The organism is Rhizobium sp. 05L429 (assembly GCF_056397645.1).
Genome location: NZ_JBFTNV010000040.1, coordinates 2,501 through 26,370, shown reverse-complemented (window position 1 = coordinate 26,370; position 23,870 = coordinate 2,501). Strand labels below are relative to the sequence as shown.

The following is a 23,870-nucleotide window of genomic DNA, read 5'->3' as shown; positions in this document are numbered from 1 at the left end:
TCAATCAGGCAGAAGCTGGGTGGAATGTCATGGCCACGCCGTTCATGCAGTAGCGCAGGCCGGTCGGTTTCGGTCCATCGTTGAAGACGTGGCCGAGATGCCCGCCGCAGCGGCCGCAATGGACGGCATCGCGCACCATGCCGAAGGAGGTATCGTGCGTCGTACCGACGACCTTACCATCAAGCGGCGCCCAGAAGCTCGGCCAGCCTGTTCCGCTGTCGAATTTCGTGGCCGAGGAAAACGCCTCCTGATCGCAGCCCGCGCAGGCAAAATTGCCCTTGCGCTCTTCGTGCAGCAGCGGGCTGGTGAAAGGATATTCCGTTCCCTCCTGCCGCAGCACCGAATATTGATCCGCCGTCAGGAGCTTGAGCCATTCATCGTCGGTATGGGTCACGGTGAAGGTCTCCTCCGCCATGGCGTGGCTGCCAAAGCCGAAGCGCAGGGCGAAGGCGCCAAGTCCGGCAGTGGTCAGCAGAAATCGTCTGTTCAGCATCGCGTCGCTCTCCTATGTCTACAGCATCTGCGACAGGCACTTTCATTCAGTAGACAACGATCGGCCGGATTTATTCCCGGCATTCAGATCTTTTTAGTCCACACAGGAAACTACGGAGCCATGCGTGTTTTGTTACGCAGGGACCGGCCGAAACACGCAAACGTGAAACGGTAGCTGCCGGCTGGATCGTTATATCCTTTGAAATACGATGCTGTTCCACAAATGCGGGCCGGGCAAGCGGAAGGCCGGTCATATTGTCGCGATCACGATGCCGAGGTGGGCCGGCGCAACTGTCTCAGAAATGCGACACCCGCCATCAGGCAAATTCCATTCACGCAATCCGCCGTCACGTCGGTCTGATTGCAAAGCGGCCGCATTTACATCAGAATATGCGCAAGTTCCGTGGGAGGAGCCTCAATGCATGAACAATCCGCGCATGCGGAACATGTCTATACGAGCGCCCAGCAGAATTCCGCTGCGGCCAGCTCTCCGATCGTGGCTTCCTGGCGCCGCTGCATGACGATGTACCAGCTGGCGCCCGAGGACAAGCGTGCGCCCTTACGCCTCACGGAGCAGGAGTTCCGGCTGGCGCGGGAGCAATCCGAACAATTGATCGCTGACGCCCGTGATGAACTCGACCGCCTCTTTGCGACGGTCGGAAGAGCCGGCTGCTGCCTGCTTCTGACCGACCGCAACGGCATTGCGTTGGAGCGCCGTGGAGCGGTCGGCAATGACAAGGAATTCCACGATCTCGGTCTCTGGACCGGCTCCGTCTGGACCGAAGCCAGCATCGGCACAAACGGCATCGGCACGGCCCTTGCCGACGACCGCTCCGTCGCCGTCTTCCGCGACCAGCATTTCTATTGCTCCAATATCAAGCTCAGTTGCACCACGGCACCCATCCGCGATCATCGCGGCCTGCTGACCGCAGCGCTCGACATCTCCACCTGCCGCGACGACGTCAACGAAATGACGCTCTCCATTCTCTCGCAGGCGGTACGCGATGCTGCGATGCGCATCGAGCTCAACCTGTTCCGCTCCGCCTTTGCGGGCGCCCGCTTCGTGATGGTTCCAGCCGGCCCCAATTCCGCCAATGCGCTGCTTGCCGTGGACCGGCACGATCTCGTTCTCGGCGCCACCCGCGCTGCCCGCCTCGCCCTCAAGCTCGATGATTTGCGCATCGCCGCCGGCCTGCCGGCTTCCGATGCGCTGCATGAAGGCCGTGTTTCGCAGGAAGAGGAAATGGCAGAAGCCGAAAAGGCAGCCCTCTTGCGGGCGCTGTCGCGCACCCACGGCAATGTCTCCCAGGCCGCCGCAGCGCTCGGTATCAGCCGCGCCACGCTGCACCGGAAGATGAAAAAGCTCGACCTCCACTGAGATTGACCGAAAGGTTCAATCACGTTTTCGTGGTGCTGTCGGAACCTGTCGCAACTCTGCGACACTGTGCACTGCGGTATTGGCAAGCCGCCCTGTTCCGTCAGGCGAAAGCAACACAGATTTCCTCCCACTGGTTCGATCCGGAACCCGTTCATCAAGGGAGGATGACATGCTTCATCAAAAAATCGTCGAGTCGCCGTTCAAACTGAAATACGGCAACTATATCGGTGGCGAGTGGCGTGAGCCGATAGGCGGCAGATACTTCGACAACGTCACGCCCGTCACCGGCGGCAAGCTCTGCGAAATCCCGCGCTCCGATGAAAAGGACATCAATGCCGCGCTCGATGCCGCCCACGCCGCAAAGGAAAAGTGGGGCCGCACCTCCACCACCGAGCGCTCCAACATTCTCATGAAGATCGCCCAGCGCATGGAAGACAAGCTGGAGCTCCTGGCCCAGGCCGAAACCTGGGACAACGGCAAGCCGATCCGCGAAACCATGGCAGCCGACATTCCGCTCGCCATCGACCACTTCCGCTATTTTGCTTCCTGCATCCGCGCACAGGAAGGCACGATCGGCGAAATCGATCATGACACTGTCGCCTATCACTTCCATGAGCCGCTCGGCGTCGTCGGCCAGATCATTCCCTGGAATTTCCCGATCCTGATGGCAACCTGGAAGCTGGCCCCGGCTCTCGCCGCCGGCAACTGCGTCGTCATCAAGCCGGCCGAACAGACGCCCGCTTCGCTCCTGCTCTGGGCAGAACTCGTCGGTGATCTGCTGCCCCCCGGCGTGCTCAACATCGTCAATGGCTTTGGCCTCGAAGCCGGCAAGCCGCTCGCTTCCAGCCCGCGCATCGCAAAGATCGCCTTCACCGGCGAGACGACGACAGGTCGCCTCATCATGCAATATGCCAGCCAGAACCTCATTCCGGTCACGCTGGAACTCGGCGGCAAGTCACCCAACATCTTCTTTGCCGATGTGGCAGCCGAGGATGACGACTTCCTCGACAAGGCTCTCGAAGGTTTCGCCATGTTTGCGCTGAACCAGGGCGAAGTCTGCACCTGCCCGAGCCGCGCTCTCATCCAGGAGTCGATCTATGATCGCTTCATGGAAAAGGCCGTCAAACGCGTCGAGGCCATCACCCAGGGCAACCCGCTCGATCCGGCAACGATGATCGGCGCCCAGGCCTCCACCGAGCAAATGGAAAAAATCCTCGCCTACCTCGATATCGGCAAGCAGGAGGGCGCTCAGGTCCTTACCGGTGGCTCTCGCAACGATCTCGGCGGCGAATTGTCCGAGGGCTATTACATCAAGCCAACCATCTTCAAGGGCCACAACAAGATGCGTGTGTTCCAGGAGGAAATCTTCGGCCCGGTCGTCTCGGTCACCACCTTCAAGGATGAGAAGGAAGCGCTCGAGATCGCCAATGACACGCTCTATGGCCTCGGCGCCGGTGTCTGGACCCGCGACGGCAACCGCGCCTATCGCTTCGGCCGGGAAATCCAGGCCGGCCGCGTCTGGACCAATTGCTACCACGCCTATCCGGCCCATGCCGCCTTCGGCGGTTACAAGCAGTCCGGCATCGGCCGTGAAACGCACAAGATGATGCTCGACCACTACCAGCAGACCAAGAACATGCTGGTCAGTTACAGCCCGAAGAAGCTCGGCTTCTTCTGAGAAGCGGTTGATCGTGCTATTATCGCGCCTCCTCCCTTCACGGGGAGGAGGCATTGTCTTGGAGGAGGCAATCATGGAACAGACAATCAATGGCGAACCGCGTGTCCTCGCAACCGATGCGGCGCTCGATCTCATCAAGGAAATCCAGCGCGACTACCCGGAAATCCTCTTCCACCAGTCCGGCGGCTGCTGCGACGGTTCCTCGCCCATGTGTTACCCGACAGACGATTTCATTGTCGGCGATCTGGACGTGAAGCTCGGTGAGATCGGCGGCGTGCCTGTTTATATCAGCGCCAGCCAGTTCGAAGCCTGGAAGCATACGCAGCTCATCATCGACGTCGTGCCCGGCCGCGGTGGCATGTTTTCGCTCGATAACGGCCGCGAGAAACGCTTTCTCACCCGCTCCCGCATCTTCGGCGGCGGCGAGGCCTGCGCCATTCCCGATGTCAGGGCCCGCGAGACGACCTGACCGAAATCCGGCGTAGTATTCCCTTAATACCCGCGTCCGCGATCCTTTGTTAAAGTCCATCTGTTGGTTTTTACGGGAGGAAGACATGCCAGCGAGCAAGATCCTGATGATCACAGGCGATTTCACGGAAGATTACGAAACCATGGTGCCGTTTCAGACGCTGCTTGCCTGCGGCTATACGGTCCACGCCGTCTGCCCCGGCAAGACTGCCGGCCAGACGGTCGCCACCGCCATCCATGATTTCGAGGGCGACCAGACCTATTCGGAAAAGCGCGGTCATAACTTCGCGTTGAATGCCACCTTCGAAAGCGTGCGCGCCGAAGATTACGATGCCCTCGTCATTCCGGGCGGCCGTGCGCCGGAATATCTCCGCCTCAACCCCGAGGTCATCAAGGCTGTCAGGCATTTCTTCGATGCCAACAAGCCCGTCGCCGCAATCTGCCACGGTGCCCAGCTTCTGGCGGCTGCCGGTGTCCTCAAAGGTCGCACCTGCTCGGCCTATCCCGCCTGCCGCACGGAAGTCGAGCTTGCCGGCGGCACCTATGCCGACATCGCCATCACCGATGCGGTTTCCGACGGCAATCTCGTCACCGCACCGGCCTGGCCGGCCCATCCTTCGTGGCTGCGTCAGTTCATGACGGTGCTCGATGCGGTAACGACCCTGGAGACCAACGCCGCCTAAAGCATGTCGCGCAAAAGTGCGCAGCGGTTTTGCGATAGCGACATGCAAAATCGAAACCTAAAGCGTGGCAAGCGAATCCGAAGGATCGCGACACGCTTTAGATGGACCGGCGGGAGGAACGAGATGTGTGAACTGTTCATCAAGGCCGATGCCCTGCTCTGGGAAAGCACCACCCGGTCGCTGCGGATCGACGGCATGGTCACCAGCGTGCGGCTGGAGAATTTCTTCTGGTCGAAGCTGGAAGAAATCGCCCGCCGCGACGGCATGAACGTGGTCCAGCTCATTACTCGGCTGCACCACGAGTCGATCGACGCCGGCCATGATCTCGGCAACTTCACCTCGTTCCTCCGCGTCTGCTGTGCCCGCTATCTGGACCTCCAGCTTGCCGGCGACATCCCTGCAGACCTCTCTAGACCGATCGCTGGCCTCGACGCGCCACAAATTCTGGGGCGGGAGAAGCGGAAGTATCATTGAATTCGCCGGAAACGTGAGGCGATGATTTTTAGATAGCCGGAATGCCCCTCCGCGTGAGACAATCACTCTCGACCCCCGCCAAACCGCACCGCTCGGTTTGCCCGGGCGGGCGAAGGCGGAGAGGAAAATGGCAGCGATCGTGGTCGTGATGCTACGGTATTCCGTGGCCGGCAGTAGTTCCGATGACTGACAGCGCCGCATTTCGCACTACCAGCATGGCGGGTGCCATACGTGAGGAATGGTTCCTCGGCGTCAGCGTCGCGACCGGCCTGGTTTTCTTCGTCTTCTCCGGGCCAATCTTCGCGCGGCTTTCCGAGCCCCTCTGGTTTACCGTCATTTTTCTTTGGCTTTTTGCCGTTGTGCTGGGCTCCGCCATGTCGGTCGTTCGTCATGCCGATCATCTGGCCGAGCAGCTTCGGGAGCCCTACGGGACCCTCATCCTGACCCTCGCCATCACCTCGATCGAAGTGATGGCGATCTCAGCTGTCATGCTTCATGGGGAAAATAATCCGACGCTCGCACGCGACACACTGTTTGCCGTGGTGATGATCATCCTGAACGGCATGGTAGGATTGTCGCTGCTGTCAGGCGCATGGCGCAGAGAGGATCAGCAGCACAATCTGCACGGTGCCAATACCTATCTTGGCGTCATCGTGCCGCTGGCGACCCTCAGCCTCGTCATGCCGACTTTTCTGACCGGTCCGGATGGTCCCCACCCATCGACCCCGCGGCAGATGTTTCTCGGCATCGTCTCGATCGGCCTCTACAGTATATTTCTGCTCCTCCAGGCCGGCCGTCATCAGCGCTACTTCGCCGATGATGACCATCATGAGCACCATATAGTCGGCATACGGCACCATCGATCCGTGTGGCATCATGCTGTCCTGCTCCTCGTTTACATGGGGCCGGTTGTTTTCCTGGTCGAACAACTCGCCCGGCCGATCGACTACGTGATCGAAACCCTGCACGCACCGGCAGCACTCGGAGGTGTGGTCATGGCGGTGCTTGTCGCGACACCAGAGGCGATCAGTGCCGTGCGCGCCTCGATCGCGAACCACCTGCAGCGGGCCATCAACATCTTCCTCGGCTCGGTCCTGTCGACGATCGGCCTCACCGTGCCGGCCATGCTGGCAATAAGCCACCTTTACGGGCACCCGGTCACGCTAGGGCTTCAGGGTCCCGATCTTGTCATGTTCGTGCTGACGCTCGCTGTCAGCATCATCACCTTTTCAAGTGGCCGCACCAATCTCATGCAGGGCGCAGTTCACCTGATGCTGTTCGTGGCTTACGTGCTGCTCATTACTCAGCAGTGAGCACAAAATCTGCGAACTAAGCCGTTACCGGGATTACGCGGCCACCAATCATTTAGGCACAGCTAAATTGCGTGCCGGGAACTATTGCAATTCCGAACAATCCCGCGACATAGTATCACATGCCTGATATCTGGCGACTTATGGGGGTCGCCGCCAAGGCACGCATGAGACCGGGGCACACAGATCGTCGGGGCAGCAGCAATGCATGAGGGATTGCATCGGGGCCTGCAAATTTTCGTATCACTCATCGGCATGGGAGCACTCGCTGCCTGCGATGGCAGCAGCAATACGTATGTTCCGCCGCCGCCGCCCGCCGTCCGCGTTGCGCAGCCAGTCCAGCAGCCGATCACCCTCTATTTCGAACTGACGGGCAATACTGCGGCGCTGAATTCGGTTGATATCGAAGCGCGCGTCCAGGGCTACCTTCAATCGATCGACTATCAGGACGGTACGACGGTGACGAAGGGCACCAAGCTCTTCGGCATCGAGCGCGATACCTACCAGGCGCAGCTCGATCAGGCGAAAGCATCGCTCGCCTCGCAACAGGCGTCCCAGGTCGGGGCCAAGCAGGAATATGACCGACAGCTCAACCTTCTGAAGCAGCAGGTCACCACGCAAACCGCCGTCGACAGCGCCAAGGCCACGCTCGACGAAGCAAACGCTTCCATCCTCAATGCCCAGGCCAATCTCGAGCTTGCGACAATCAATCTCGGCTATACCGAAGTGCTTGCGCCCTTCGACGGCACTGTGACCAATCACCTCGTCGATATCGGCACGCTCGTCGGCGTCTCGGGTCCGACCAAGCTTGCCAGCATCGTTCAGACAGACCCGATCTATGCCTATTTCAACGTCAGCGAAACACAGGTGCTGATGATCAAGGATATGCTGAGAAAGCAGGGACGCACGTTCAAGCAGACGGATCTACCCAGCATCCCTGCCGAGCTCGGCTTGCAATCCGAGGAAGGGTATCCCCACAAAGGGCATCTCGATTACGTCTCGCCCCAGCTCGATGCGTCCACCGGCACGCTTCAGGTGCGGGCTTTGTTCGACAATAAGGACAAAGTCATGCTCCCCGGCCTCTTCGTTCGCGTTCGCGTGCCCGTCGAGCAGAACAATAAAGCACTGCTCGTGCGCGACGACGCGATCGCCACCAACCAGCTCGGCAGCTACCTGCTCGTCCTCGGCAAGGAGGATATGATCGAGCAGAAACAGGTCAAGACGGGCCAGCGCGAAGGCGCCCTCCGCGTCATCGAGTCCGGTATTCAGCCAGCTGACTGGGTTGTGATCCAGGGCATCCAGCAGGCCATCCCCGGCAGCAAGGTTGCGCCTGAGAAAATCGATATGAACGCACAGCCGGCGGAAGCCAGCACCGATGCAAAGGCCATGACGACGCAGTAAATCCGCCACCACGCTTCATCTGAACGTCCAAGGACAACAGCATGATCTCGCGCTTCTTCATCGAACGGCCGGTGCTCGCCAATGTTCTGGCATTGGTCTTTGTTCTCATCGGCGCGGTGGCTCTCTTCCAACTGCCGGTGGCGCAATATCCGAATGTCGTTCCGCCGACCGTGCAGGTCACGACGCGGTTTCCGGGCGCCAGCGCCAAGACGCTTGTCGACACGGTCGCGCTGCCGATCGAGCAGCAGGTCAACGGCGTCCAGGATATGCTCTATATGCAGTCCACGAGCGCAAGTGACGGGACCTATTCGCTGACGGTCACCTTCGCCATCGGCACCGATCCCGACCAGGCGCAGGTCCTTGTGCAGAACCGTGTCGCCATCGCCATGTCGTCGCTGCCGCAATCGGTGCAGGTCCAGGGCGTCACCACTCAGAAGAAATCGACGTCAATCCTCGGCTTCGTCACCCTGACGTCGTCCGAAACCCTATATGACAGCCTCTACCTCTCAAACTATGCCGTCATCAACCTGCAGAATGAACTTGCCCGTCTGCCGGGAGTCGGCAACGTCACGGTTTTCGGCGCAGGCCAATATGCCATGCGCATCTGGATGGATCCGAACTTGCTGCAGGCGCGTGGCCTGACGCCGCAGGATGTCGTCAACGTCGTGCAGCAGCAGAGCCAGGAGGTCACGGCCGGTCAGCTCGGCATTCCTCCAGTCCCTCAGGGGCAGACCTTTCAGTACACGCTCAACGTCAACGGCCGCCTGAATGACGCTGTCGACTATGAGAATATCATCGTCAAGGTGGATGGCGCAGATGGCGGCCGGGTGACGCGGATTCGCGATATCGGCCGGGTCGAGCTCGGCGCCCAGACTTATAGCCAGTCCTTCATGCAGAATGGCCGCCCGGCCGCCGGCATTGGTATCTTCCAGTTGCCCGAGGCAAACGCCATTGCGGTCGCGCAGGCGGTCAGAACGAAAATGGAGGAATTGTCGAAGAGCTTCCCGCAAGGGCTCCAATATCAGATGCCCTTTGATACGACGAAGTTCGTCAATGCCTCGATCGACGAAGTCTATGTGACGCTGATCGAGGCCGGCGTTCTCGTTCTCATCGTCATCCTTCTGTTCCTGCAGGACTGGCGGGCGATGCTCGTACCGGCAACGACGGTTCCCGTCACCATCATCGGCGCTTTTGCCGCGATGGCGGCGATGGGCTTCACGGTCAATCTGTCCACGCTGTTTGCGATCGTTCTTGCCATCGGCATCGTCGTCGATGACGCGATCGTCATTGTCGAAGGGGTCGCCCGACACATCGAGGCCGGCATGTCCGGCCGCAAGGCAGCCGAGAAGGCAATGGATGAGCTGCTGGGCCCGGTCATCGGCATTACCCTGGTATTGATGGCCGTGTTCATTCCGGCTGCTTTCCTGCCGGGGCTTACGGGTCAACTCTACCGGCAGTTCGCGCTCGTCATTGCCGCTACGGCACTGATCAGCGCCATCAACGCCGTGACGCTGAAACCGACGCAATGCGCCCTTTGGCTGCGCACGCCTGTACCTCCCGAGAAAAGAAACTTCATCTATCGTGGCTTCAACAGGGGCTACGATTGGGGCGAACGCGGCTATGTCAGGCTGATCGGCGCCATGACGCGCCACGCCGCCATCATGGTCCTTCTGGCGCTAGCACTGATGGGAGGCGCCATCTGGGGGCTGACCCGCATACCGACCGCGTTTCTGCCGATCGAAGATCAAGGCTATGTGCTGATCGGTGCCCAACTGCCCGATGGCGCATCCAAGGAACGGACCGACGCCGTCATCGCCGAGGTCGGCAAGATCGCTCAACAGACGCCTGGCGTCGATCAGGTCCTGACAATCAGCGGCGTATCGGTTCTGGATAACAATGCCAGCCTCCAGAATGCCGGCGTTGCCTATGTCGTGCTGAAGGACTGGGACGAGAGACTGAAGGTGAAGGGACAGGATCTCCTGTCGATCTACGAACATCTGAATGGCGCCCTGGAGAGTGTCCTGGTTGCCAAGACCCTGGTCATCGTACCGCCTCCGATCCAGGGCGTCGGCAATGCCAGCGGCTTCACGATGCAGGTGGAGCTCAAGAACGGTATTTCTGATTACGCTCTGCTGCAGTCGCTGGCCGATACGATCGTGAAAAACGGTGAAGCCCAATCATCGCTGCAAAGACTCAGTACGCCGTTCCGTTCCAACGTGCCGCAACTTGAGGTCTCCGTGGACCGAATCAAGGCGGAGACGCTGGGTATCACGGTCGGCCAGGTCTTCTCCGCTTTGTCAGGCTATGTCGGATCGAGCTATGTCACCCAGTTCAACAAGTTTGGCCGCACCTTCCAGGTCTATGCCCAGGCATCCTCCGAATTCCGCGTCAGCCAGGACGATATCCGCAATCTGAAGGTCAAAGCCGGCGATGGCACCATGGTGCCGCTCGGAACCGTCGTCGATATCAAGGCCATGCAAGGCCCATCGTTGATCAGCCTCTACAATCTGTACCCGACCGCAACGATCGTTGGCGGGCCTGCTGCCGGCTTCAGCTCGGGTCAGGCGCTCGACGTCATGCAACAGGTCGCCGACAGCACTTTGCCGCCCGGCACCGGCTATGAATGGACGGCACTCTCCTACCAGGAGAAAATTGTCGGCGGGCAGATCTACTACATCTTCGCGCTTGCCATGCTGCTCGTCTATTTCGTGCTTGCGGGACAGTATGAAAGCTGGATCCTGCCCTTTGCGGTGCTGCTCGCCGTGCCGCTTGCCCTGCTCGGCACCGTCGGGGCGTTAACGGCAGCGGGCGTCGCCAACAACCTCTACACCCAGATCGGCCTGATCCTGCTGATCGCGCTCGCATCGAAGAATGCCATTCTGATCGTCGAATATGCGCGGGAAAAGCGGGCGGAAGGCATGGAGATAATGGATGCGGCAGTCGAAGCGGCGCGCTTGCGTTTCCGCCCGATCCTCATGACATCCTTCGCCTTCATCCTCGGCGTTTTGCCGCTCGTTCTGGCGACGGGTGCCGGCGCATCCGCCCGCAAATCGATCGGCATATCGGTCTTCAGCGGCATGATCGCATCGACCTGCCTTGCCGTGCTGTTCGTCCCGTCCTTCTACGTCGTGCTGCAGCGCCTCGAAGAGTTCAGAAGGCGCCGCAGCACCAAAGACCCGGCGGTCGTAGATGCGGAGATGAAGGTGCAATAGGATTGCATTAAGAGCCTATTGCACGATTACCTGCACATAAACGCCGCCGCTCTTGGCATAGTACAGGCCACCGCAGCGGTAATAATAGCCACCATAGTAGGGACCATAAAGGCAGCCGGGCGGCAGAACCGCGATCGTTGTTGCCGTTCGCCGGACAACCCGGCGCGTCGTCCGGCGGGCAACGCCGGCATAGGATAGCGGTGTCAAGGGACGGCCGATGACAGCCCCCGCCGGTGTGGCGAAGCCGATCGAAAACGGCAGCGGACCTTCTCCCTCTACGCGAAAATCGGCAAAAATCATCCCGCCGGCAAGGCAAAAGGCGAAAAAGAGCTTACTGAAGGTCATTTCATCTCTCCTGTAACTGCAGGCGCCGGAAGCTCATCGATCGATTGGAGTTCGCTCAGATCGACGGTCTTGGCATTGGCCGGGATCTCGATGTTGTAGGAAGTGGCGGCAACCTCTGCCCCGGTTTTGAAGTCGCTGATCTCAAGCGTGTATTGCGGCGCCTGGACGACGTGTTTGCTGGTGATCACATAGCGTCGCGGTATCGGCTGCGACCCCGTCTGTATCCAGATTTGCCAGTCGAGTTCCGGCGTGCGAAAGGTGAGATATTCGCATTCCACGCCATCGACGAAGGCGCTGGAAATGTGCTTTGACTCGGTCACATCGGACATCAATATGTCGTTGACATGAGATGACAAAAGATCGGCGCCAGGCGCTTCGACGCCTGCATCGGCAAGCCGGTCGATCAGATCATCGAGCGAACCCTTGCCGTCGATCTTCGCATAGGCATCGAGATTCTTGCCATGCACGGTCAGTACCGAACCGTCAAAGCTGACGTCGATATCGGCAAAGCCCCCGGTTCTTGTGACGCGCAGTTTGTCAGGCCGGGTGATATTGGCCGTACCCGAACTGACGAACTGTAGCTTCTCGAAATCCGGTGTCACGGCTTCGAGCGATGATTGATAGCTGAAAGATATCGTTTTCTGCGCCGCGAGGAAATCGGACATGGCCTTAAGAAGATCTTTGGCATCATCCGCCCACGCATGGGTCGGCAGGACGAGGCCGGCAGCAACGGTGGAATAGGTCAGTATTCGTTTCAATCGCGATAGATGAGAAGTCGATGACATGGCAATTGCCTTTCGCTTGTGTCGTCATTGAATTCATCGAATGCGGGGATTTCGGATCGCGCTGCAACGATCGCAGAATGGTGGTGCGGACCTGTCAGCGGAATGCCTGACGGTTCAGGCATTCCCAGCGAACCCGTATGCGTATTGGAAAGCCGCTACAGTCCCGAGGTCAGCACCCTGTGACAGGCTGGCGATACACGCTGCAGATTGTCCCGCAGGCACGAGATGACCCGCCCTCCGCCGACCGGCACCATCCGGCAAAATGCCCGAAAGTCCGGTCCGCAGGTCTCGCGCACGATCATCACTTCCTCACGCGGAGAGAAGACGGGCATGGCCGCCGGTCGCGTCGCCGGCGGTGCGGCAGCTGTGGCAGCACCTGCACCGGCTGCGGGCGCACCCGCTGCATTAATGGCCGCGACCGCCTGCTGGCAGGGCGCCGACAGACGGGCACTATGCTGCTGCAGGCAGGAGAGCGCCGCCGCACCGCCGGGGGTCACGCCGGAGCATTGCGCCATGAAATCGGAGCGGCAGGCCGACTTGACGGCATCGCGCTGCGCCTCGGTTGGTTGAACCGCCGTCTGAGTGCCGGCTGCCGGGGCCGGCGTCGCCGCACCTGTCGTGACAGGCGCAGTTTGAGATGGCTCTGCGGATGTCGATTTCGGTTTGGTGCCAATCGCCGACACCGCCTTACGACAGGCAGCGGAGAGGGTGGAATCGTGTTGCTGCAGGCAATTCAGTGCCTCCATGCCCCCCGGCTGCACGCCAGAGCATTGTGCGATGAAATCGGATCGGCAGGCTGATCTGATCGCGCTTTTCTGCTCGTCGGTGGGCGCCTGCGCGACGGCGATCCCTGCGAAAAGACTGGCCGCGCAGACGACACTGAGCGTCGATAATTCGAAGATCAGATGACGCCTCCAGCGTCGCTCCGCTCTTAGAGAAGATGCACATTCTCGCATTGTTCCCCTCCCTGGAAAGCTCATCGATTTACGGCATGAAAACAAATACCCCAGCTGAATGAGACAGCAGGACCTCGAAAGGTCGATGAAGGTCGCTAAACGGAAATTGTGGAACGTCCACTCGCCTTTAAATTTAGCACATTCGAATTTTATAGACTAGGCTCGAATATCCCGACAAGGATTGGCGCACTATGCTTATGGCTTAGCGGTGGGATGCATTCTTCACAGCTGGCAGGCGACAAGAACATCAGCTATCTATGCTTGTAGAAGCTTGGCTGTGTTTGAAGTAACCTCCAGCTCACTGGAAACGCCACCAGAATCTCATGGCCCATTGCTGCCTAGGCATCCGGAAATTTTGCAAAAGCAGCCGCGCGCCTCTGCGCCGGGTGCTAAATCATCGCTCTGCTGCCAACAAAGAAGTCCGCTTTGGCCGGCCTACCTTTTGGCTTCTAATGCGGGCTTTGCGCTATTCGCTGGCGAAGATACGCCAGCGGAACTGGCGGCCGCTTCCTCGGCCGGCAAAATGCAACTTCTATCGTGACCACCGCGCTATGATTTGGTCGGTATTTGCCAGCACCTTACGGACTGCGTTGCGCGCCATGTTAGGTCGCTGCAATCGGATGCTTTTCTCAATATTTTCATGAAGTTTCAGCGCATATTGCAAATTGTCTTCCTCCCGGGTGACATGGGCGAAGAGCTGGTTCAGAGCCGATTCGATCAAGACGCCGAGCGGCACCAACAGATCATTTCCGGAGGCGCGCAAGATTGCGATGTGAAATCGCGCATCGGATTCTGTGCGCTGCTGGAGTGATGTCGCCTGATCCATGTCATGCAGGGCCTGACTGATCGCGCTCATCTGCTCCTCCGTTCGGCGCTCGGCAGCAAGTGCTGTCGCCTCCGGCTCGATCATATGCCTGAGTTCCTGCACGGCCCTCAGAAACGATTCACGATCGGGAGATGCGGCATACCAGCCCAATACATCCCGATCCAGCAGGTTCCAACGTTCCTTGGGTTCGACCCAACTACCGATTTTCGGGCGGGAAGACAGCAGGCCTTTTGCCATCAGCATCTTGATCGCTTCGCGCACCGCCGATCGGCTGACTTCGAAGACTTCCGACCACTTTGCCTCATTCGGCAGGATCGTGCCCGGCGGATAGTCGCCGCGCACGATTCGCAGGCCGATCTCGCCTGCCAAAGACACATGAACACTCGCCCCGGTCATGCGGGGAGCATTTGGGCGCCTTGCGGTGGCCGAACGGTCAACCGTCACCACCTCGGCCGGAGCCGTCAGCTTTCCCGATTTTTTGTCAGGCATCTTTTCTACTGCCTCAGCATTCTTCGATTGTCTGCACGTACCATCAAAACAATCGTAATAACGAGGAAGTCGCCTGCGATTGACCCCGCCAGAAAGCGCGGAATCTAGGTCGCGTCAAGCCCTGCAGATCTTTCGATCCGTCTCGTGGAGGCAGTCGGCGCACCCTTGTATCAGGTGCGCCAAACCGCGAGCCTACTTTTGAATGCAGGTATCGACTGTGTCCTTCGTGCACTCATCGAGCCCGGTGAAAACAGGATCTTCAACCGGCTTGCCGGCAATCAGATCCATCATCACCGAAGGTGCCTTGTAGCCCATCTCGAATGGCCGTTGGCCGACGAGCGCAGTCACCAGGCCTTCCTTCGCAATAGCGACCTCGTCGCCGATCGTGTCGGCGGCACCAATGACGAAATCGTTGCTGGCGATCTTGTCGGCCATCGGCTTGAACAGATCGCGATAGGGTTGCGGCGCGCCGAACAAAGGCCAGCCACCCATAATGCCGAATGCATCCAGGTCGGTATTGGCCGCAAGGATATCGGTCATTGCCTGCACGCCCTTGGCACCGTCGTCATTGGTAAATACCGGGCAGCCTGCGACTTCCGTCCAGCCGCCCTCGCCTTTCAGCGCGGTCAGACCTTTCTGGCCGGTGAGCGTGTCTCGCATACCCTGCGCGCGGCGCAGAATATTGTCCGCTCCCGGATTGCCTTCGATAGTGCAGATCTTACCGCCACTCGGCTTGGCCTTCTTGATGTATTCGCCGATGCGTGCGCCCATCAGATAGTTGTCGGTCCCGAGATAGGTCTTGCGCAGCGCGGCATCCTCGGCTGCAAGATCGGCATCGAGCGTCATCACCGGAACCGTCGGATTGGCTGTCTTCAGGGTCTGGGCGATGAGCTTTGCATTCGACGGCGAAATTGCGATTGCCGCCGTGTCTGCCTTGCCCAACATATCCTGAACAATCTGTGCTTCGCCGGCTTCATCGGATGTCGATGCCGGACCGGTGTAGAAGCACTCGTATTCCGCAGTGGGGTTCTCCTTGTTCCATTTCTGGCAACCCTGGTTGATTGCTTCGAAGAACGGATTGTCGAGGCCCTTGACGACGATGACGAGTTGCTTCTTGGCCAGGGCCTGCCCGGCGGTTAGTGCTAAGACTGCGGCTGTAAGTAATAATGCCTTCCTCATAGTTTCCTCCCTTGAAACAGACGGGCACCACGTGCCCGCCACACGACATCAACCCGGATACCAAACGATACGAGGCTCCTCCTCCGAACGCTCGTATTGCCATGCCGAGTCGATAAGCATTTCGAGATTATAGTTTGGCCGCCAACCCAGAAGGTATTTCGCCTTGCTGTTGTCCATCCAATTGGAATGGAACCGGCTTGGTATCTCGACAGAGCCGAGATTGCGCGTGCGCGACAGGTAGGCGGCAACTTCAGCATAATCGACGGGTCGATCCATGCAGATATTGAAGAGTTGGCGCTCGGCCCGGGGGTTGTCGATTGCCGCCAATATTGCAGACACCAGGTCATCGACATGCACGAAATTGCGTTTCAGCGGACGCCCGTCGGCATCGAGCAACAGCGGCACCGTCCCCATGGCCGCATAACGCCGCGCCGCTTCCTCCGGAACGAGTGTCTTCCAGTCTGGACCGCCAAACACGTCGTCACCAAAAGAAAGCGTATATTTAAAATCATCCTTTTCCATGATCCAGGGCGCGCGCAGACAACAACCATTGAGGCCGTACTGAATGCCGAACTGCTCCAGCATGACCTCTTCCAGGACCTTGGAGAGCGCGTAGCTTCCTGGATAGGCACAATGAGGAGCGTTCTCGGTGATCGGCCCATTGTGGCGATAGTGGAAATGCCCTATGCCCGCATCGCCGCCGATCAGGATGAACTGGCGTGCCGTGACGCTCGCGCGGAACTCCTCAAGCAGCCAAAAGAGACCTTTGACGGTAACGTCCATGATGTCTTCAGGCGTTTCCTTGCATGTGGCGAGATGCACGACATGGGTGACGTCATGGAGCGCCGCTGCCACAACATCGCGGTCGGCGATCGAGCCGCGGATGACGGCGACACGGTCGGTTTCATCGCACAAACGATTATGACAAAGCGCGCGAATACGGGCTTTGGAAAACCTCGGATCGTCAAGCAGCCCAGCAATGAAGTGCCGCCCGACCTTGCCCGTCGCACCGGTAACAAGGATTAGCATGCTCTCTCTCCCCCACTGAAAGCTAATATTCAGGCGCTGCCCGCGTCAAATGATATTTGTCTGACAAAACAGATTTTTGCGACAATAGACCCAATACCTCGGACAATCTGTTGACGCTGTCGCAGGGTTTTGCGTAAATGCTCACAATCGCTTTTCCTGGGAGGACGTTGGAAAAGCGAATTCGCTGGAGCCGCGCGTCGAAAACAAGCCGGGTTCGGAGCGACGGATAGCTGCAGGTTTTGGGAGGCCGGAGGCTGGTGGCGGTTCTTGAACTCACCAATATTTCCAAACATTTCGGCGCCATCCAGGCCGTCAACGATGTTTCGTTTTCACTCGAAGCTGGGCAAGTGGTCGGCCTCATGGGCGATAACGGCGCTGGCAAATCCACATTGGTGAAGATGATCGCCGGCAACTTTCGACCGAGCCATGGAACCATGCGCCTCGACGGCGCCGATCTCGTGCTTCATCGGCCGAAGGAGGCACGCCAGCATGGCATCGAGATCGTTCATCAGGATCTGGCGCTCTGCAACAATCTTACGGCGGCAGCAAATGTGTTCCTCGGACGAGAATTGCGCCGCGGCATATGGCCTCTTCGCATCCTCGACTACAAGACCATGTACAAGCGCGCCGGAGAGATTTTCCGCGAACTCAAATCCGAAACGCGACCGCGCGATCTCGTCAAGCAAATGTCAGGGGGCCAGCGGCAAGCGGTAGCGATCGCCCGCACCATGCTGTCGGAAGCGAAAATCGTCTTGATGGACGAGCCGACGGCAGCCATTTCCGTGCGTCAGGTCGCTGAGGTTCTCAATCTGATCCGTCAGTTGCGTGACCGCGGTATCGTCGTTGTCCTGATCAGCCACCGCATGCCCGACGTCTTTTCGGTTGCCGACCGCGTGATCGTGATGCGGCGGGGCAGGAAGGTCGCTGACAAGCAGATTGCGGCAAGTTCGCCGGAGGAAGTGACGGGGCTTATTACCGGCGCCATCGAACAGGTGTGATCGATGCTATCCGTTGCAACAAAAACGAAGAAGGTCGACGATGGCGATTACACTTGACCAGACGATCGGACAGAAGCAACGGAGCTGGCTTGCAGCAGTCTTGGGCGGCCAGACATTCTGGGTTCTGATTGCGGTCATTCTCGCCTGCATTTTTCTGTCGATGGCGACGGACTCCTTTGCGACAGCGAAGAACATCTACAACATCACCCGCAACGTCACCTTCGTCGCAATTATCGCGCTGGGCATGACGCTGGTCATTATCACCGGCGGCATCGACCTGTCCGTTGGCTCCGTGCTGTGCCTGTGCAGCATGGTGCTGGCGGTCGTCATGCACGCGGGATACAGCATTGAAGTCGGTATCGCCGCTTCGATCGGTACTGCTCTCTTGGTCGGAGCTTTCAACGGCGTATTGATTGCCTATCTTGGCTTCCCGCCTTTCGTCGTCACGCTCGGGATGCTGTCGATTGCGCGTAGCCTTGCGATGGTCGCATCCAACAACACCGTCGTTTTCGAGTTCGGGCCCGATCACGACAAGCTACTAGCGCTGGGCGGTGGCGCCTGGTTTTTTGGCATCGCCAACCCAGTGCTTTACATGGTCGTGTTGGCACTCATTACTGGTTTCGTGCTGCGCTGGACCAAGTTCGGCCGCTATGTCTTTGCCATCGGCGGCAATGAGCACGCCGCGACTCTCACGGGCGTTCCCGTGCCGAGGATCAAGGTTATCGTATATATGATTTCTGCCCTGTCGGCGGGGGTTGCCGGTATCATTCAAACCGGCTGGCTCGGCGCTGTCACCACAAATATCGGCGCCGGGATGGAACTTCAGGTCATTGCCGCCGCGGTTATCGGCGGCGCCAACCTGGCTGGCGGTGTCGGCACCGCCTTTGGTGCGTTGATCGGCGCCGCACTCATCGAGATTATCCGGAACAGTCTTGGTTTGCTCGGCATCAACGCGTTCTGGCAAGGTAGTTTTATCGGTGGCGCAATTGTGCTTGCCGTCCTCTTCGACCGAATTCGCAACCTGCGACGCGATGAGTAGGCAACCCTGTCCCACACCCTCGAGCCTCACGAGACCGGCATGATGAACTATGTGCGGGCCGCCTCAATGAAGCCTGCCGGACGAACGCAGCTGGCCGTCGTTACCGCATAGAGGCGAGTGGAACACACTTGCTTTGGCGCTTGGGCCGCTTTTGTTACTGCAGGCTCCCGTCGCCGCCGCGGTCGGCAGCCTTGAAGTCCGCCATCACCCTATTCAGGAACTCGCTCTGGCTGACCTTGCCGTCACCGTTGGCGTCGGTGGCGGAGAATTGTTGGACAGTCAGAACTTGGGCAACTTCGTCAGAGTTCAGGCTGCCGTCCTTGTTCTTGTCCAGACCAGCGAAGGCCGACGTCATGAAGGCTTGATATTCAGATCGGTCGACCGCTCCATTCTTGTCACGATCGAGCCGGTCCATTTGGCCCTGGTTCATAGCTATCGGTTGATTCTGCGCATCGGCCGCAATGGCGGTAAAGAAAACGAACCCCGTCAGCAGGACTACTCTTTTCATAATTCCGACCTTTCGCGTCAATGACATGTCAACGCACTGCCACCCGCAGCGCCCAGCGTGGCGCCGCCGCCAACAGCCCAGAGCTGTCCGGTCCCTGAGCCAATGGTCGCGCCAAGCAATCCGCCGACGACCGCGCCGCCGACCGTACCGGCGATGCAGCCGAACTCGTTACTGCGTCCTCCTTGGGACGTCGAAGCAGATTGGCAGCCAGACAAGGCAAGGCAGCCTAAGAGAGTGAGACTTATCGTGTACGTGTTCATTTTTCCCTCCAGTATATCCGTGCACGTTTGAGACAAACAGGCGGAGGCACCGTTGAGCGGCGGTGGTTGAAAGCAAGCTTCTGAGTAAGTCTCTCACGCGCGAGAGATTCTCTGCTGATCAGAGGCAACTCACAGACGAAACATACAAAGCGCGCGCCAAAGCTGCAACGATACTACAGAATACTACCACCGCGACCGATTGAAGACAACACCTGCACTTATCTCCACCGCTGATGTCCTGCCGAGGCGAAAATAGATCGCTCGTTCAGCGCATCCCGGACCGGATACGGTCCCCTCCTTTAAGCGATCGTCGGTCCGCCCTAATCGTGAGGCCGGCGCAACGGCTCGCCAAACCGATCTACGCTCGGTTAGGCTTTTAGTTCGGTCACCGGTTTTTACGGCAGATCGACCTTTTGCCCGCTCCTTATGTCGGTGGCGAGCATCTGTCCCGATTCGTCGGGTTTTGCCTTTTTACCGGCCGCTGACGATGCGTTTTGCCCTGCGCTAGAACGTCGAAAGGCCCGCAGGTTTTACCATGCGGGCTTTTTGATTGTTAGGTCGATATGGAAGATTGGTTGCGGGGGCAGGATTTGAACCTGCGGCCTTCAGGTTATGAGCCTGACGAGCTACCGGGCTGCTCCACCCCGCGTTATCCAGTCGACGCTAGCGTCGTCCGTCCAGGTTTTTGCCTGAGGCAAAATACCGATTTGCGCAAATCCCTTTGGGATTTGTCGCGTCTACGCAAAGCGCAAGCGCTTTGCGGATCACTGCCGAGCAAATTGCAGAGCAATTTGTCTCGTGTCATATGGCACCAAGCCACCAAACACGAAAGGCCGCTTTGAGAGCGGCCCTTTGTGACGGCATGGGCCGTATAATAAATGCAAAGAGAAGATTTTAGTTGCGTTTTGCAGACCTGGCAGCGACCGACTCTCCCGCGTCTTAAGACGAAGTACCATAGGCGCTGGGGCGTTTCACGGCCGTGTTCGGAAAGGGAACGGGTGCAGCCACCCCGCCATGACCACCAGGTCAGCGAAGCGCAACTTTGAGAAGCTGGCGGATGTTTTCACATCCATTTTATTTGAACACGTCTTTAGCATCATCATCCGGACGAACGCTTTGGCGTTCGCCGGGGATGAGCATTGTCAATGAGAACGATCAAGCCAATCGAGCTATTAGTACCGGTAAGCTTCATGCGTTGCCGCACTTCCACACCCGGCCTATCAACGTGGTCGTCTTCCACGGCTCTGATAGGGAATACTCGTTTCCAGGTGGGTTTCCCGCTTAGATGCCTTCAGCGGTTATCCCGTCCATATGTAGCTACCCTGCTATGCCCTTGGCAGGACAACAGGTCCACCAGAGATATGTCCATCCCGGTCCTCTCGTACTAGGGACAGATCCTGTCAATATTCCTACACCCACGGCAGATAGGGACCGAACTGTCTCACGACGTTCTGAACCCAGCTCACGTACCGCTTTAATTGGCGAACAGCCAAACCCTTGGGACCTGCTCCAGCCCCAGGATGCGATGAGCCGACATCGAGGTGCCAAACAACCCCGTCGATATGGACTCTTGGGGGTCATCAGCCTGTTATCCCCGGCGTACCTTTTATCCGTTGAGCGATGGCCCTTCCACGCGGGACCACCGGATCACTATGACCGACTTTCGTCTCTGCTCGACTTGTCAGTCTCGCAGTCAGGCGGGCTTATGCCATTGCACTCGACGACCGATTTCCGACCGGTCTGAGCCCACCATCGCGCGCCTCCGTTACTCTTTCGGAGGCGACCGCCCCAGTCAAACTACCCACCATACACTGTCCCGGACCCGGATAACGGGCCGCGGTTAGACATCCATGACGATAAGGGTGGTATTTCAAGGATGGCTCCACGGAAACTGGCGTCCCCGCTTCAAAGCCTACCACCTATCCTACACATGCCGACACGAATGCCAGTGTAAAGCTATAGTAAAGGTGCACGGGGTCTTTCCGTCTGACCGCAGGAACCCCGCATCTTCACGGGGAATTCAATTTCACTGAGTCTATGTTGGAGACAGCGGGGAAGTCGTTACGCCATTCGTGCAGGTCGGAACTTACCCGACAAGGAATTTCGCTACCTTAGGACCGTTATAGTTACGGCCGCCGTTTACTGGGGCTTCGATTCAAAGCTTGCACCTCTCCTCTTAACCTTCCAGCACCGGGCAGGCGTCAGACCCTATACGTCGTCTTGCGACTTCGCAGAGCCCTGTGTTTTTGATAAACAGTCGCTACCCCCTGGTCTGTGCCACCCCACAATAGTTGCCTACTATGGGGTCACGCTTCTTCCGAAGTTACGCGTGCAATTTGCCGAGTTCCTTCAACATAGTTCTCTCAAGCGCCTTGGTATACTCTACCTGACCACCTGTGTCGGTTTCGGGTACGGTCTATACGGTGGAGCTATTTCCTGGAACCGCTCCGCTGCCCATCCAATCCAATAAGAATGAACAACTTGTGCGATCCGTCACTTCCACCAGGCCCACGAATATTAACGTGGTTCCCATCGACTACGCGTGTCCGCCTCGTCTTAGGGGCCGGCTAACCCTGCTCAGATTAACTTTAAGCAGGAACCCTTGGTCTTTCGGCGAGAGGGTCTCTCACCCTCTTTATCGTTACTCATGTCAACATTCGCACTTCCGATACCTCCAGGACCCCTCACAGGTATCCCTTCACAGGCTTACGGAACGCTCCGCTACCACTTGCATTACTGCAAATCCTCAGCTTCGGTGCATGGCTTTAGCCCCGTTACATTTTCGGCGCAAAGACCCTTATTTAGACCAGTGAGCTGTTACGCTTTCTTTAAATGATGGCTGCTTCTAAGCCAACATCCTGGTTGTTTTGGGATCCTCACATCCTTTCCCACTTAGCCATGACTTGGGGACCTTAGCTGGAGGTTAGGGTTGTTGCCCTTTTCACGACGGACGTTAGCACCCGCCGTGTGTCTGCCTGGTAGTACTTCCCGGTATTCGGAGTTTGGTTAGGATCAGTAAGACGGTGAGTCCCCATAGCCCATCCAGTGCTCTACCCCCGGGAGTATTCGCCAGACGCTCTACCTAAATAGATTTCGCGGAGAACCAGCTATTTCCGAGTTTGATTGGCCTTTCACCCCTAGCCACAAGTCATCCCAATCTATTGCAACAGATGCGGGTTCGGTCCTCCAGTTGGTGTTACCCAACCTTCAACCTGCTCATGGCTAGATCACTCGGTTTCGGGTCTAATGCAACAAACTATATCGCCCTATTCAGACTCGCTTTCGCTGCGCCTACACCTACCGGCTTAAGCTTGCTTGTTACACTAAGTCGTTGACCCATTATACAAAAGGTACGCCGTCAGGGTTGCCCCCTCCGACTGTTTGTAGGCATCCGGTTTCAGGTACTATTTCACTCCCCTTGTCGGGGTGCTTTTCACCTTTCCCTCACGGTACTTGTTCGCTATCGGTCATGCACGAGTACTTAGGCTTGGAGAGTGGTCTCCCCATGTTCAGACAGGATTTCACGTGTCCCGCCCTACTCTAGGACATTAATGATATCTACGCGTACGGGGCTGTCACCCGCTACGGCCACACTTTCCAGAGCGTTCCGCTTTAATCACTAATGCCACTGGCCTGGTCCGCGTTCGCTCGCCACTACTTGCGGAGTCTCGGTTGATGTCCTTTCCTGCAGGTACTTAGATGTTTCAGTTCCCTGCGTTCGCTTCTTACCCCTATGTATTCGAAAGTAAGATACCTTATCACAATGCTTGGAAACCTCTCCCGTTTGGCCCCTGGCCTTGCGAAGCTTGCGCTTCGATCAACCAAAAGCCAACAGAACAGATTTCCCAAGCATTTAAGGTGGGTTTCCCCATTCGGATATCCATGGATCAAAGCTCATTCGCAGCTCCCCACGGCTTTTCGCAGCGTATCACGTCCTTCATCGCCTGTGCATGCCAAGGCATCCACCAAATGCCCTTACGACACTTAATCGTTCTCATTGCCAATGCTCATCATCTCGTTGCCCGCTCCCCGAAGGAAACGGCAACAGACCGGGTTACCTTTTACAACCCAGTCAATCCAACAATGCCATCGACGTGTTCGACAGGTCTGCTTTATTGGAGCTACGCCGAGCAGCCCACTTGCAGCCTGTCTTAAGACCAGCTTCTCGAGATTTGATCCGATACCGCGCGGTCAGGCAACGGCAATCAAGTCGTCCGTCAGATGCTCATCCCTAAAGATGACCAAACAACAACGACCCAGAGCGACAAGCTTCCTTCCTACCTCCAGTCCCTCCACCATATCCAGCCGGCTAGGCCATCCATGGGTTCACAGGAACTGGGCTCGGACGTCATGAGTAAAA

Annotated in this window: 19 protein-coding genes, 1 tRNA gene and 2 rRNA genes; 10 read left to right on the top strand and 12 right to left on the bottom strand. The window is 58.1% G+C overall.

Going from position 1 to position 23,870, the window contains the following annotated elements; all coding sequences use genetic code 11:
• Window positions 1-4: 4 nt before the first annotated feature.
• The gene (gene msrB, locus AC1DNW_RS30690; protein ID WP_113308303.1) at window positions 5-493 is read right to left on the bottom strand and encodes a peptide-methionine (R)-S-oxide reductase MsrB; all 489 of its coding nucleotides are present in this window, start codon (window positions 491-493) and stop codon (window positions 5-7) included.
• A 417-nt stretch (window positions 494-910) separates the two neighbouring features.
• Here msrB and AC1DNW_RS30685 point away from each other — a divergent pair, with 417 nt between their 5' ends.
• The 8 genes from AC1DNW_RS30685 (at window position 911) to AC1DNW_RS30650 (ending at window position 11,096) form a co-directional block, all read left to right on the top strand.
• Entirely contained in the window at window positions 911-1,870 is a 960-nt protein-coding gene (locus tag AC1DNW_RS30685) for a sigma-54-dependent Fis family transcriptional regulator (protein ID WP_113296761.1), read from the top strand.
• 169 nt (window positions 1,871-2,039) lie between these two features.
• On the top strand, window positions 2,040-3,548 hold the full coding sequence (gene adh, locus AC1DNW_RS30680) for an aldehyde dehydrogenase (protein WP_113296760.1): 1,509 nt from the start codon (window positions 2,040-2,042) through the stop codon (window positions 3,546-3,548).
• A 73-nt stretch (window positions 3,549-3,621) separates the two neighbouring features.
• A complete protein-coding gene (locus tag AC1DNW_RS30675; protein ID WP_113308304.1) occupies window positions 3,622-4,017 on the top strand; it encodes a DUF779 domain-containing protein in 396 nt (131 codons plus the stop codon).
• A gap of 85 nt (window positions 4,018-4,102) precedes the next feature.
• A complete protein-coding gene (locus AC1DNW_RS30670) occupies window positions 4,103-4,699 on the top strand; it encodes a DJ-1/PfpI family protein (protein ID WP_113308305.1) in 597 nt (198 codons plus the stop codon).
• A 123-nt stretch (window positions 4,700-4,822) separates the two neighbouring features.
• On the top strand, window positions 4,823-5,173 hold the full coding sequence (locus tag AC1DNW_RS30665; protein WP_113308306.1) for a ribbon-helix-helix domain-containing protein: 351 nt from the start codon (window positions 4,823-4,825) through the stop codon (window positions 5,171-5,173).
• A gap of 182 nt (window positions 5,174-5,355) precedes the next feature.
• A complete protein-coding gene (locus AC1DNW_RS30660) occupies window positions 5,356-6,486 on the top strand; it encodes a calcium:cation antiporter (RefSeq protein WP_113308307.1) in 1,131 nt (376 codons plus the stop codon).
• A gap of 201 nt (window positions 6,487-6,687) precedes the next feature.
• Window positions 6,688-7,884, top strand: coding sequence for an efflux RND transporter periplasmic adaptor subunit (locus AC1DNW_RS30655; RefSeq protein WP_113308308.1), 1,197 nt, complete (start codon window positions 6,688-6,690; stop codon window positions 7,882-7,884).
• 41 nt (window positions 7,885-7,925) lie between these two features.
• Window positions 7,926-11,096 carry a multidrug efflux RND transporter permease subunit gene (locus AC1DNW_RS30650; protein WP_113308309.1) on the top strand — a complete coding sequence of 1,057 codons (3,171 nt, stop codon included), beginning with the start codon at window positions 7,926-7,928 and terminating at the stop codon, window positions 11,094-11,096.
• Window positions 11,097-11,111: 15 nt separating this feature from the next.
• Here the strand turns inward: AC1DNW_RS30650 and AC1DNW_RS30645 are convergent, their stop codons facing one another.
• From AC1DNW_RS30645 to AC1DNW_RS30620, 6 genes are all read right to left on the bottom strand, one after another.
• Window positions 11,112-11,441 (bottom strand): hypothetical protein, encoded by a 330-nt coding sequence (locus tag AC1DNW_RS30645; protein WP_113296753.1) that lies wholly within the window; start codon window positions 11,439-11,441, stop codon window positions 11,112-11,114.
• Complete coding sequence (locus AC1DNW_RS30640; RefSeq protein WP_113308310.1) at window positions 11,438-12,226, bottom strand: DUF2092 domain-containing protein; 789 nt, start codon at window positions 12,224-12,226, stop codon at window positions 11,438-11,440. Before AC1DNW_RS30640 ends, AC1DNW_RS30645 begins: the two co-directional genes overlap by 4 nt.
• Before the next feature lie 155 nt (window positions 12,227-12,381).
• Window positions 12,382-13,182 (bottom strand): hypothetical protein, encoded by an 801-nt coding sequence (locus AC1DNW_RS30635; RefSeq protein WP_113308311.1) that lies wholly within the window; start codon window positions 13,180-13,182, stop codon window positions 12,382-12,384.
• A 532-nt stretch (window positions 13,183-13,714) separates the two neighbouring features.
• The gene (locus AC1DNW_RS30630) at window positions 13,715-14,497 is read right to left on the bottom strand and encodes a FadR/GntR family transcriptional regulator (RefSeq protein WP_113296750.1); all 783 of its coding nucleotides are present in this window, start codon (window positions 14,495-14,497) and stop codon (window positions 13,715-13,717) included.
• 192 nt (window positions 14,498-14,689) lie between these two features.
• Window positions 14,690-15,676 carry a substrate-binding domain-containing protein gene (locus AC1DNW_RS30625; protein WP_113296749.1) on the bottom strand — a complete coding sequence of 329 codons (987 nt, stop codon included), beginning with the start codon at window positions 15,674-15,676 and terminating at the stop codon, window positions 14,690-14,692.
• 48 nt (window positions 15,677-15,724) lie between these two features.
• Window positions 15,725-16,705 (bottom strand): NAD-dependent epimerase/dehydratase family protein, encoded by a 981-nt coding sequence (locus AC1DNW_RS30620; protein ID WP_113308312.1) that lies wholly within the window; start codon window positions 16,703-16,705, stop codon window positions 15,725-15,727.
• Between the two features lie 257 nt (window positions 16,706-16,962).
• Between AC1DNW_RS30620 and AC1DNW_RS30615 the strand changes: the two genes are divergently transcribed.
• Window positions 16,963-17,703 (top strand): sugar ABC transporter ATP-binding protein, encoded by a 741-nt coding sequence (locus AC1DNW_RS30615; protein ID WP_113308313.1) that lies wholly within the window; start codon window positions 16,963-16,965, stop codon window positions 17,701-17,703.
• Between the two features lie 40 nt (window positions 17,704-17,743).
• Window positions 17,744-18,742: an ABC transporter permease gene (locus tag AC1DNW_RS30610; RefSeq protein WP_113308314.1), complete on the top strand. Its 999-nt coding sequence runs from the start codon at window positions 17,744-17,746 to the stop codon at window positions 18,740-18,742.
• Window positions 18,743-18,896: 154 nt separating this feature from the next.
• Here the strand turns inward: AC1DNW_RS30610 and AC1DNW_RS30605 are convergent, their stop codons facing one another.
• The 5 genes from AC1DNW_RS30605 to AC1DNW_RS30585 all read right to left on the bottom strand — a co-directional run bounded on the left by AC1DNW_RS30605 (window position 18,897) and on the right by AC1DNW_RS30585 (window position 23,500).
• On the bottom strand, window positions 18,897-19,250 hold the full coding sequence (locus AC1DNW_RS30605) for an EF-hand domain-containing protein (protein WP_113296745.1): 354 nt from the start codon (window positions 19,248-19,250) through the stop codon (window positions 18,897-18,899).
• A 17-nt stretch (window positions 19,251-19,267) separates the two neighbouring features.
• Window positions 19,268-19,510 carry a glycine zipper 2TM domain-containing protein gene (locus AC1DNW_RS30600; RefSeq protein WP_113296744.1) on the bottom strand — a complete coding sequence of 81 codons (243 nt, stop codon included), beginning with the start codon at window positions 19,508-19,510 and terminating at the stop codon, window positions 19,268-19,270.
• 572 nt (window positions 19,511-20,082) lie between these two features.
• Window positions 20,083-20,159: transfer RNA gene (locus AC1DNW_RS30595), tRNA-Met, on the bottom strand.
• 262 nt (window positions 20,160-20,421) lie between these two features.
• A 5S ribosomal RNA gene (gene rrf, locus AC1DNW_RS30590) occupies window positions 20,422-20,536 on the bottom strand.
• A 125-nt stretch (window positions 20,537-20,661) separates the two neighbouring features.
• Window positions 20,662-23,500: ribosomal RNA gene (locus AC1DNW_RS30585) — 23S ribosomal RNA — on the bottom strand.
• Window positions 23,501-23,870 lie beyond the last annotated feature (370 nt).